We start from the raw sequence: 13654 nt of genomic DNA, 5'->3' as shown, positions 1-13654 counted from the left end.
TATTAAAAGCACCCTCGCTTTGTTTTTTTTTGCCTTTATGCTGCCTGTTGCTTTTTACGGACAGGTTTACCAGCATAACTTTGGCAATACGGTTATAACCAATAACCCCTATACAGGTACACCAAATATCTTAAACCCAAACCTTTCCGGCTCCTCATGGACCAACAATACCGGAAACTGGCTTAACATTAACGGGGCATCTAACAGTATAGCACTTTCAGTTACTTCGCCAAATGCGGGTACTACCCCAACAACACAAATTACACTAACATTTAATGTAGCGGCAGGTAAGCAGTTAGACATAACCTCATTCAATTTTTGGAGAAAGAGGTCACCTTCAGCTGCCCAAACATGGAATCTTTTTATAAATGGTACACAGGTTGGTAATGGGTCAGTACCCACAACAGGGGCATCTACAGGAAATACAGCTGTTAGTACACCTGTAACAGGTTTAACGGGCACAGTTACTGTTACCGTAAGCTTTAATAACTCTCCAACAGGTAGTGGTAATGTGGTGCTGGATGATTTTACTTTAAACGGTGTTATTTCAAATGCCTCTGCCCCACTCTGCCCTGTTGATGTTACCTCCTATACTCCTGTTTCAGGGCCTGAAAATACATTGGTTACCTTAACGGGAACCGGATTTAATGAAGCTACATCGGTTACTTTTGACGGCATTACCTCAACATTTGCCGCACTATCAGATACAGAACTGATTGCCCTTGTACCCGAAGGTGCTTCTACAGGAGTAATAGTAGTAAACGGCTCCGGCTGTAATGACACGGCAGGCAGTTTTACAGTTTTAGCGTCTGAATGTGAAAGCGATGTTTACATTTCAGAAATATTTGATGCATATAACGGAGTGCCGGGTGCCATAGAATTATACAACCCAACATCAAACCCTATTAATCTTAACGGCTATACATTACTGCGATATGGTGATATTGGCATAGGCCCACCAAGCTATAACATGAGCCTAACGGGTACAATAGCACCCGGAGACACTTTTATAGTTGCTATCCAGATAACCACAGCATGTCCGGGCATTCCTACTGATTTTCCGTTAACTAATGGTATAAATGCAAATGATGAATTTGAGCTGCTTAAAAATGGAACTCTTATTGATAATGTTGAAATACCATTAGGTTCAGGTGATTTATCCGGAAGGGGTTATACCCTGATACGCAAACCCGATGCAATTGCGCCAAAAGTTCAGTTTAATGTAAATGACTGGTTTGTATATGGTGAAGAATTTTGTACAGACCTTGACCAGCACACTGCTAACCCTGTAAGTGCACCAACACCTGATTTTACAGGCCCTGCATCTGAATATATCTGCGAAAACGAAGATGCATCCTTTACGGTTGTGCCTCCAGGTACAGGTTATACCTACCAATGGAGGGTACTTAACAGCGCCGGCAACTGGGTAAATGTTACCAATGGTACTAACTATTCGGGTGCAACAACGGCTACACTTAATGTGCTGGACGCGCCTTTCAGCTTTAACGGAAACCAGTATTATTGTGTGCTCACCTCTACTACCTGCGAACTTATCAGCAATGCCGCACAGCTTAATATTACTGAAGCACCCGATGCTGCACAGGTAAATGTTACACAGCCCGGCTGTGCATCGGCTACAGGAAGTATTACTGTAACAGCACCGTTGGAATTTGGGCTTTCCTATAGTATCAATAGCAGTACATACCAGTTTACGACCACATTCAATAATTTAGCTCCGGGTACTTACCCATTAACCGTTAAAAATCTTTCAGGTTGTATTTCAGAGCCTGTAAACATAACAATAATAAATAGTGCCACACCTGCTCAGGCAGTCGCTACAGTAACGCAACCTACCTGTACGACAGCTACGGGAACCATCGCCATTACATCACCAACCGGAACAGGGCTACAATACAGCATCGGAGGGGCTTACCAAAGTTCAGCAGTATTCAGCGGGCTTACGCCGAATACATATTCCGTTACCGTACAAAACGCCCAAGGCTGTATCTCTACTCCTGTAAGTGTTACGGTAAACCCTGCGCCTGCTGCTCCGGCTCAGGCCGTTGCCACAGTAACGCAGCCAACCTGTACTACTGCTACGGGAACCATTACCATCACATCTCCAACAGGAACAGGACTGCAATATAGCATTGGCGGGGCGTATCAAACTTCGGCAGTATTCAGCGGACTTACGCCGAATACCTATAACGTAACGGTACAAAACGCCCAAGGTTGTATCTCTACTCCGTTAAGTGTTACAGTAAACCCAGCACCTGCTGCTCCGGCTCAGGCTGTTGCTACTGTAACGCAACCAACCTGTACTACTGCTACGGGAACTATTACGATTACATCACCAACCGGAACGGGCTTGCAATACAGCATCGGCGGGGCATACCAAAGTTCGGTAGTATTTAACGGGCTTGCGCCGAATACGTATAACGTAACCGTTCAAAATGCGGATGGGTGTATCTCTGCGCCTGTCAACATAACGGTAAACCCTGCGCCTGCTGCTCCGGCTCAGGCTGTTGCTACTGTAACGCAACCAACCTGTACTACTGTTACTGGAACCATCACCATAACATCACCAACCGGAACGGGCTTGCAATACAGCATTGGCGGGGCATATCAAAGTTCTCCTATATTTAGTGGACTTGTGCCGAATACATATAACGTAACTGTGCAAAACGCCCAAGGGTGTATTTCAACACCTGTCAGCGTTACAGTGAACCCTGCCCCCGCTGCTCCGGCTCAGGCCGTTGCCACAGTAACGCAACCAACTTGCACTTCAGCTACGGGAACCATCACTATAACATCGCCAACCGGAACAGGGCTACAGTACAGCATCGGGGGTGCTTACCAAAGTTCTGCTATATTCAGCGGACTTGCGCCTAATACGTATTCTGTAACTGTACAAAATTCTGATGGCTGTATCTCTACTCCTGCCAGCGTTACGGTAAACCCTGCTCCTGCTGCTCCGGCTCAGGCCGTTGCTACAGTAACGCAACCAACCTGTACGACAGCTACGGGAACCATCACCATAACATCACCAACAGGAACAGGGCTACAGTACAGCATCGGCGGTGCTTACCAAAGCTCGGCTATATTTACCGGGCTTGCGCCTAATACATACTCCGTTACTGTACAAAACGCCCAAGGGTGTATTTCTACACCTGTAAGCGTTACGGTAAACCCTGCACCTGCTGCTCCGGTTCAGGCTGTTACTAATGTAACGCAACCAACCTGTACTACTGTTACGGGAACCATCACCATTACATCTCCAACCGGAACGGGCTTGCAATACAGCATCGGTGGGGCATATCAAACCTCACCTGTATTCAGCGGGCTTACGCCTAACACATATTCTGTAACTGTACAAAATTCTGATGGCTGTATCTCTACGCCTGTAAGCGTTACAGTAAACCCTGCACCTGCTGCTCCGGCTCAGGCCGTTTCTACCATAACGCAGCCTACCTGTACTACTGCTACGGGAACCATCACCATTACATCACCAACAGGTACAGGGCTGCAATACAGCATCGGCGGGGCTTACCAAAGCTCGCCAGTATTCAGCGGACTTACGCCAAACACCTATAATGTAACCGTGCAAAATTCAGATGGCTGTATGTCTACACCTGTAAGTTTTACGGTAAACCCGGCACCGGGAATAGCACAGCCAACCTATTCTGTTACAGCTTTAGGATGTGATGACACAACAGGAGCTATTACTTTTAATTCGCCAACTGGAGCAGGCACTTTATACAGTATAGACGGTGGTACTACCTTTGTTCCGCAAGCTGAATTCAACGGTTTAGTACCTGATAACTATAGCTTAGTAGTTCAGAATGCTGAAGGATGTACCTCGCAGCCAATTTCGGTAACCATTGCCCCTGCACCTGCTATACCTGCTGATGCTATTGTAACAGCTGTACAACCTACCTGTACTACACCATTTGGAAGCCTAACGGTAACTGCACCTACAGGAACCGGATTAACCTATAGTATAAACGGCATTAACTACCAGAGCAGCACCCTATTTAGCGGGCTTACTCCCGGCACCTACAGCGTATTTGTGAAAAACAGTGCAGGTTGTATATCAGAAAATCCGGCAACAGCTACCATTAACGCTGCTCCTGCCGTGCCTCAGCAGGCAGGTTATACACAAACTAATCCCACCTGTACCAATCCTTTCGGAAGTATCACAATTACTTCACCTGTCGGCACAGGGTTGGAATACAGTATAAACAACGGAAGTACATATAGCAACAGTAACATATTTACTAACCTTACTCCGGGTCAGTACCAACTTGTAGTACGTAACCAGTCGGGCTGTACCTCAGCACCGGTAAATGTAACTATAACTACCGTGCCAAATATTCCTGCCGATGCAGTAGTGCTCGCTAACCAACCATCATGCGGAAGCACTACGGGCAGTATAACCGTACTGTCGCCAACCGGTGCAGGAATACAATACAGTATCAACGGTATCAACTATCAATCATCTGCAACATTTACTGGTTTGGCTCCTGCAACATATAATGTATATGTGCGTAACGCAGCAGGTTGTATATCGGCAAACCCTACACCTGTAACCATAAACCTTGCACCACAAACACCAGGAGTACCCGTTGCAGATGTTGTAAACCCCGACTGTACAACAACTACAGGCAGTATTACTGTTACATCACCTACAGGTACAGGCTTGCAGTACAGTATAGATAATGGTGCAACCTACCAAACCAGCAACGAATTTACTAACCTGACACCGGGTTCTTATGTGATAAGGGTACAGAATGCTGATGGTTGCGTTTCATTACCGGTAACAAAAGTAGTACCGCCACAGCCTTCTTTTCCTGCACTACCTGTAGTTACAGCACTACAGCCGGATTGTGACAACCCCTTTGGTAAAATTGAAGTCAACTCGCCAAGAGGCCCCGGCTTTAGTTATAGTATAGATTCGGGTGTAACCTATCAGGCTAATGCAACCTTCCCTGATGTAGTACCGGGAACATATATCATAACCGTAAGGAATGCTGCCGGTTGTACTGAAGACTCAGAACCCATAACTATTAATAACCCTCCAGCGCCAGCGCCTGATCCGGGTATAATTACAGGAAATGGCACTATCTGTGCAGGCGATACTACTCAACTTGAAAACCTTGTACTGGATGGAATATGGACAAGCAGCAATGACAATATAGCCACAGTAGATGAAAACGGACTTGTTACAAGTATTACAGATGGTACGGTCACTATCAGCTATACGGTAGGTGCCGAATGTACTGCTTCAGCCGAGTTTACGGTAAATGTAATTGCATTACCTGAGCCTGAACTTGAGGATATTTATTACCTGTGCCGTGACTTAGAAACCGGTGAGAACAATGCAATTATTATCAACACAGGACTGCCTTTAGGCGTTAATAGTTTTGTATGGACGAAAGATGGTGAAACATTGCCTAACACTACAAACACTCTTATTGTTATAGAACCGGGCGATTATACGGTAACTGTAACCAATGCCAATGGTTGTACAGCAAGCGCTGAAGCAACTGTACGTGTTTCTTCACCTGCGGTAGCTACTGCAATAGTGGAAACCGATTTCCAGTTCAGGCAAACGATTACAGTTGATGTAACAGGCGGTTCAGGCGACTATGAATACAGCCTTAACGGAAGGCCTTTTCAGGATGATAATGTGTTTACAGGAATTACAGAAGGATTCTATACAATAATAGTAAATGATAAAAACGGATGTAACCCGGTAGTTTTGGAAGTATATGCACTTGATTATCCCCGCTTTTTCAGCCCCAACGGTGACGGTATACGTGACACCTGGAACATCAAAGGGCTTAGCGGACAGGATAATGCAATAATTTATATTTTTGACAGGTATGGTAAGGTGGTATCGGTTGTGAAACCTGGAGCTAACGGTTGGGATGGTAGCTTTAACGGCGAACAGCTTCCGGCAACCGACTACTGGTTCAAACTATTATATACATCTTCAGATGGCAGTAACAGGGAGTTTAAAGCCCACTTCTCACTGCTACGATAAAATAAAATAACTAATGAAAAGGATTTACGTTTTATTATTACTGCCTTTTTGTGCACTTGCACAGATACCGGAATATTACAATACAATAAACTTTGAACTTAGTGGTAATGCACTGAAAAATGAACTGGCCGATTTAATAACAGATACACATACCAATGAGCTGGTTTATACTCCCGAAGTATGGACAGCACTTAAATTAGCCGATCTTGACCCGGAAAATCCGGAAAATGTATTCCTTATTTACGGGTATAATGATACGGATGATGACCCTGATAACGACAGGACACGCGATAAAGACTTTAGCTGCCACACCACAAGCTGCGAAGGCCTGTGGGTAAGGGAACATGTTTATCCGCGTTCACTCGGCAACCCGAACCTTGAGTTTGACGGGCCGGGGTCTGACGCACACCACCTCAGGGCTATAGATTATTATATGAACAACATGAGGAGCAATAAACGTTTTACCGAAGGTTCCGGTAATGCGGCAGTGGTTAACGGAAGTTATTTTTACCCCGGCGACGAATGGAAGGGTGATATTGCACGCATGATGATGTATATGTATGTGCGCTACCAGTCGCGCTGCCTTGCAGTTGTGGTTGGTTTTGATGATGCTACCTATAATATGGATATGCCCGATATTTTTTTAGAGTGGAATGCCGAAGACCCTGTAAGTGCTTATGAACTGAACCGTAACAGTGTACTGGAGGAAATGCAGGGGAACCGCAATCCGTTTATTGACAACCCGCACCTTGCCACGCAGATATGGGGTGGCCCGGAGGCGGAAAATCCTTGGGCTTTACACGCTGATACATTTGATAAAGAAAAACTAATTGTATATCCTACTGTTACAACCGGAACTATATATATTGATAATACCACCAGCAGTAATTACGAATATGAAGTATATAATATGGTAGGGCAAAAAGTAAAATCGGGTACTGCAATAAATTCAATTAACATTGCAGGTAACACAAAAGGTATTTATATATTAAATATAGGTAATGGCAAAAATGTAAAATCATATAAAATTATTCTAAACTGATGCTGTATTTTTTACAGAATCTATTATTTATAATGTAATCTTATATTGTTTAACAAAATTCTTCCAAAATATTTCTAATTTATTAACATTAAACCACTTAACAGTATAATAACGGTCTTTTCACATAAATAACAGCTTTAGTTAATACAGGAAGTTAATATTTGTATCCGGTTGATTACCAACCTTCCTCAAATTATCCAAATATTAATTTAAACCTTTATGATGAAAAGATTACATCAAAAAATTTTCACTGTATTATTCGTTTTTCTGTCTTGTTTCTCGTGGGGGCAGACTGATGACTTCACTGATGGAAACTTTACAGCAAATCCGGTTTGGTCTGGAGACTCCGGCTTTTCAGTTATAACAAATTCACCTGTACCAAGTGGTAATGCAGCAACCGATGGTAATTATCTTGCTTCAAATTCAAATCAGGGTAATATCGCATTAACTACACCAAGTACTGAAGTAAGCGAATGGAAGTTTTCTCTTGCATCACCGGATTTTGATCCGTCAAGTACTAACCATTTTGGGGTTATATTAATGTCTAATACTGCTGTAACAGGTAATATAACCAGCAGCTGGACCGGATACTTCTTAAAGCTTGGTACAAATGGTTCTGGTGATAAAATTGAGCTTTGGAAAAAAACCGGCACTGGAACAGGTACAAAAGTGGGAGATTTTTCTACAGCAACATATGCCACCGGAGCTTTACAAAATGGCCTTAATATAAGGATAACAAGGAGTTCAAGCGGCGTATGGCAACTATATACCTCTGCAGGATTCACTTATGCTTCAACACCTGCCATTGCCGGCGGTACCCTAACAGATAACTCTTACACAACATCTTCTTATTTTGGTATTTATCAATCTTTTGCTAACACTTCTACATCAAGGAGGGTTTATATAGATAATGTTGAACTGGGTGGTCAATCACTTTCGGTAAATACTACAGGTTTTACATCAAATTTTGGTTCTGTAGTGGTTGGTGCTAACAGCACAGGCAGTTCTTTTACTGTTTCGGGTAGCGGCCTTACCTCTAATGTTACAGTAAGTGCGCCTAACACTAACTTTCAGGTTAGTTTAAGCCAGTCTTCAGGTTACGCTGCATCAGTGTCTATCAACTTTGGCTCAGGCACTATAACAAACGTTCCTGTTTATGTGCGCTTTAGTCCTCAAAGCGGAGGAGCAAAATCCGGTAACGTTACTTTAAGTTCAGGAAGCGCCACTCAAAACGTAGCCGTTTCAGGTACAGGACTTGTAACTACAGTTACTACAAATGCAGCAACAGCCATAACTACAACCGGGGCAACCTTAAATGGCAGTGTAACTAACGGTAATGCAACCGCAGCATCTTTCCAATACGGTTTAACAACAGGTTATGGCTCTACTATATCTGCAACGCCATCTTCAGTTACAGGCACTCAAAACATCAGTGCTGTAGTAACCGGCCTGTCAGTTAACACACTTTACAACTTCAGGGCTGTCGGAGGTTCGGCAACCGGTAGCAACGCCAGCTTCTGGACGCTTGCAGCAACACCTTTAGCTCCAACGGTTAACGGTGCAACAACATCTTCATTGCAGGTAACAGTTAATGGTAACGGCGCTACATTATATGCTGTAAGTATAAACGGAGGTGTGATATCAGGATTTTTAAATACAGATGGCACCATATCAGCAACACCTGTTTGGGCTAATGTTACTAACTGGGCTAATGTTACAGTTAACGGGCTTACACCATCTACAAGCTATGATTTTGCGGTGAATGCACAAAACGGTTCGGGTGTGCAAACAGGTTTTGGTCCTGTAACAACTGCTTCTACAAGTGAAGCTACAGATCCTTACCTTGTACCTGTAAACAGCAGCCTTACTTTTGGCGAAGTTTGTCTTAATGACACAAACGCATCTGGCTTTATAATATTTAGCGGAGAAAATTTTGACAGCCCTGTAACACTTACAGTAAGCTCTGCAACGCCTGATGGCGCAGGCGGATATTTACCATTAAATGGTTTTAGCTTTGGCCTTAACGGCGGCAGCTTTACAAACGGTACCTACACACTTAACAGTTTTAGTGGTGCAGAGGTTACCATCGAGGTGCATTTTACACCAACGTCAGCTACAGATTACAGTGCAACAGATATTCTGATAAGCTATAATAACGGCGGTACAGTAACAGAACTGCTTACATTTGATATCACTTCTGCAACAGGAATCAATACCCCTGCAACAGTTACTACAGGCATTGCAACAGATGTTACTCAGTTTACAGCAACCGTTGCAGGACAGGCAACAGAAGCCTGCTCTGAAATTACAGCTTACGGTATAGAATACAGCACTACACAGGGCTTTACAGCAGGCACCGGAACGCAGGTAGCAGGCAGTAACTTTACCGGTTCTGATTATTCTGTAGAAATTACCGGATTAAATGCCTGTACAACATACTACTACAGGGCTTTTGCGACAGATAACGCAGGCACTCACAATGGCAGCGAGCAGACATTTAGTACTGAAGTAATAAGCGCTCCGCTGGCAACAGCAGCTACCGGTGTTACCGAAACTGGCTTTACTGCCAACTGGAATGCTATAACAGGTGCTACAGGGTACAGGCTAGATGTGGGTACATCTCCGCAGTTTGAAACTACAGTGCTTCAAGAAAACTTCTCAGGTTTCAGCGCACCTACAGGAGGTGAAACAGACAGCGACATTGCAGCTAACAACACGCTTAATAATTATACAACTGTATCAGGATGGTCAGGTTCAAGAATATACAGGGAGAACGGACAGATAAGGCTAAGTAACGGCAGCGGTGCCGGAGATATAACCACTCCTACAATTGATATATCAGGTAACGGAGGTGTAGCCACGTTTACCTTTGATGCGAAAGTTTATAATGGTAATGCTCCTGTATTACAGGTATTACATGCCGCTAACGGTGTATCTTTCACTCAGGTGGGCAGCAACATAACACTGACGGATAATTTTGTTACTTATTCAGTAACCATAACAAATGGTACCGCCAACTCAAAAATACGCATACAAACTACTTCGCCTACTGCCAATAACCAAAGGTACCAGCTTGATAATTTTAAGATTTCACACTCGCAGTTAGTGGAAGGTTACAGCAACCTTGCAGTAGCAGGTACATCTCAGGAGGTAACGGGGCTTACTCCTGCCACCCAATATTATTACAGGGTCAGGGCGGTTGCCGCGTGTACATCAGAAAATTCAAATACTGTACAGACAGAAACACTGGCTTACCTTACCCTTGTTGATGCCATGCTTGATTTTGGCGACATTTGCTTAAATGGCGAAGGTGAAGGCTACTTTACATTCAGTGGCTCGAATATGAGCAATGCAGTGCTAAACATTCCTGCTTTTGAAGGGTACAGCTTCTCGCTTACAGAAGGTGGATCTTATACCCCAACATTACAGATTACCAATTATAACGGAGAAGAAACTACCGTTTACGTAAAATTTACCCCGGCTTTGGCTCAGGCTTATGCCGATGTGCTTACAATTACCGGAGAAGCTCCGTACCAAGCTGCATTCTTAGAACTTAACACTACAGCCAATGGTATTAATACACCTGCGGTAGCAACAGCCGGAGCCGCTACAGATATTACAATGGTTTCAGCAACACTTGCTGCGCAAATTACCGAGGGTGCATGTAGTGCTATCGCAACTTACGGCATTGAGTACAGCCCGGTAAATAACTTTAGTAATGGTTCAGGTACACAAATTATTGGAGATGGTATAGATGCCGGAGGTAACTTCAGTGTATCTGTAACAGGCTTGGCACCATGTACAGTTTACTATTACAAAGCTTATACTACCAATGCAGATAACATAACTGTTTACAGTGCACAGCAGCAGTTTACCACAACAGCTATAAGCGCCCCTGTTGCCACAGCGGGGGAGGCAATAACCAAGTCTGGCTTTACTGCAACATGGGAGCCGGTTGAAAATGCCGACGGATATATTATTGAAGTAAGTACTAATCCTGATTTTGGAGGATATGAATATGCTGACGACCTTTTTATATCAGAGTATATAGAAGGCAGCAGCAATAATAAATACCTGGAAATTTATAATGGTACAGGTAGTATTGTAAACCTGTCTGATTACAAATTACTGCTGTTCTCTAATGGTAGTAGTACGCCAAATGATACTTTTGGTGACGTAACGCTTTCAGGTACATTAGAAGATGGTGCAACTATTATATATAAAAATGCACAGGCAGCTATATATGGAGGCAGTGCTATTGCATCAAGCATAGCAAACTATAATGGGGATGATGCCGTTGCGCTCTTCAAAATCTCTACTAATTCTTACGTTGATATTATAGGCCGCATTGGAAACGATCCCGGTTCTGCTTGGACAGGGGCTAACGGCTATAGTACATCTGAAAGGACACTGGTAAGAAGGAGCAACGTTTTTGGAGGTGTTACACAAAACCCTACAGGTACAGGTGCTGATGCCTTTACCACTCTTACTACTGAATGGGATCTGTACGATCAGGATTATGTTGGTAACCTGGGTATGCATGATTTTGACGGCGGTTTTGTACCCGATTTTGTAGCCGGTTATCAAAACCTTGACGTGGATAATGTTACTTCATTTGATGTAACAGGCCTTGATCAGTTTACAACATATTACTACAGGGTTCGTGCGTACACCGATGGCTGTGTTACAGCAAATTCTAACGTAATACCTGTTACAACTACCGGAGACATTACATGGACAATAGTAGATGGTACTGCAAAGTGGATACCTGAATTTAAATCTGACGGTGTAACGCCGATAGAAATTGACAATACAGTAGGTGTAGTGATTGCAACAGATTATAATACAGCTACCGACGGAGAATTTGCTCCTGAGAGCATAACCGTTAACAGCGGTACATTTACAGTGGCTACGGGTACTTCTATAACAGTTGTAAACCAGATTATAAACAACGCCGCTGCAGAAAACTTTATCATAGAAGATAATGCCAACGTAATACAGGTAAATGATGTTGCCAATATTGGTGAAGTGAGGGCGCTTAAAGCCAGTTCACCGCTATACAGGCTTGATTACACTCTATGGTCGGCACCGGTAGAAGGGCAAAACCTGCACGATTTTTCTCCAATGACGGTTCCTACACGTTTTTACGATTACAGCGAAACACTTGACATTTATACAGGTATAGACCCAATGACAAATGATTTCGAGCCCGGGCTTTCTTACCTGATACGTATGCCAAACAACCACCCTGCTTATGTAGATGGTACACCGGGTGTACAGTGGACAGGCACATTTGAAGGTACACTTAACAATGGTGATTATGCAGTAGAAATGTCGGTTACCGCAAATGGTTATAACCTTGTAGGTAACCCCTACCCTTCGCCAATCAACATTTATGATTTTTATGCTGCTAACGAGACTACACTACAGGAGTCATCTGCACTGTATTTCTTCCGCAAGCGTAACGATACCAGTGCTACCACAAGTACGTATGCAACCATAACCATGGCAGCCTATACAGCAAATCAGGCACCGGGCGGCGATACAGGTTCTGATACCTTTACAGGAGACCCTTCAGAATGGGTAATCAACGTTGGCCAGGGCTTCTTTGTTCAGGCAACCGGCGGCTCGGTAGTATTTAACAACAGCATGAGGAGAAATGTAAACAACGGCCAGTTCTTCAGGACAAATCAGGAAAACAATCCTGTCGATATTTCACGCTTCTGGTTAAACCTGACTGATGATAACGGGTTGTTCAGCCAAATGGCTATAGCATACAGCAACGTAACCACAAACGGAATTGACTATGGCTGGGATGGTAAAGCCCTTATTGGCGATGGCCCTCTAAATGTTTATTCTATAACCGGAGAAAACCTGCTTAACATACAGGCGCGTGAAGTATTTACTGCAACAGATGTAGTGCCGTTAGGCTATAATACTGCCGCAGCAGGTACTTATACCTTTGCACTTAATAATACAGACGGATTATTTGCCGAAGGCCAGCAGATCTATCTTACCGATAACACAACCGGCATAGTAACAGATATTACCGAAAGTGATTATACCTTTACTACAGAAGCAGGTCAGTTTAACGAAAGGTTTAGCGTTAGCTACCAGTTCGCCGCACTTGATACTGACAAGCATGAGCAGGCAGCTACAGATGTTATAGTTTATGATAACAAAAATGTACTTACCGTTTCATCTGTAAATACTGTTATAGAAAAAGTAACCGTATATGATATTCACGGCAGGGTGCTGCTAAACAAAAATGGCAACAGTGCTTCTGAAGTTTCATTAAATGAAATAGAAGCCAAAGACCAAATGCTTATAATAAGTATTGCTACCGATAAAGGTACAGTTACTAAGAAAACTGTTTTCTAAATCATCCATACATCCAACTAAATAACCCCGGGCTGAGTCCCGGGGTTATTTTTATATACCGCTGGGGGCCATTTCAACATCCTGAAAATTGCGAAATGTAAAATTACTACAACGTTTTTTTGCCAAATTGTCATCACTCATTCTTGTTATATTTTCCTATATTTGCGAACCTTGCTTTAAATGCA

Annotated in this window: 3 protein-coding genes; all 3 read left to right on the top strand. The window is 43.4% G+C overall.

From position 1 onward, the window contains the following. The first annotated feature begins 19 nt into the window (after positions 1 to 19). Positions 20 to 6046 (top strand): T9SS type B sorting domain-containing protein, encoded by a 6027-nt coding sequence (locus KJK34_RS01220; RefSeq protein WP_223052024.1) that lies wholly within the window; start codon positions 20 to 22, stop codon positions 6044 to 6046. Between the two features lie 13 nt (positions 6047 to 6059). Beyond that, positions 6060 to 7088 (top strand): endonuclease, encoded by a 1029-nt coding sequence (locus tag KJK34_RS01215; RefSeq protein WP_223052023.1) that lies wholly within the window; start codon positions 6060 to 6062, stop codon positions 7086 to 7088. Positions 7089 to 7310: 222 nt separating this feature from the next. After that, the gene (locus KJK34_RS01210; protein ID WP_223052022.1) at positions 7311 to 13469 is read left to right on the top strand and encodes a RemA C-terminal-like gliding motility protein; all 6159 of its coding nucleotides are present in this window, start codon (positions 7311 to 7313) and stop codon (positions 13467 to 13469) included. Positions 13470 to 13654: the final 185 nt, after the last annotated feature.

The sequence above is a fragment of the Flavobacterium coralii genome, from assembly GCF_019891545.1.
Classification (GTDB): domain Bacteria; phylum Bacteroidota; class Bacteroidia; order Flavobacteriales; family Flavobacteriaceae; genus Flavobacterium; species Flavobacterium coralii.
This window is presented reverse-complemented; position numbering and strand designations above follow the sequence as displayed.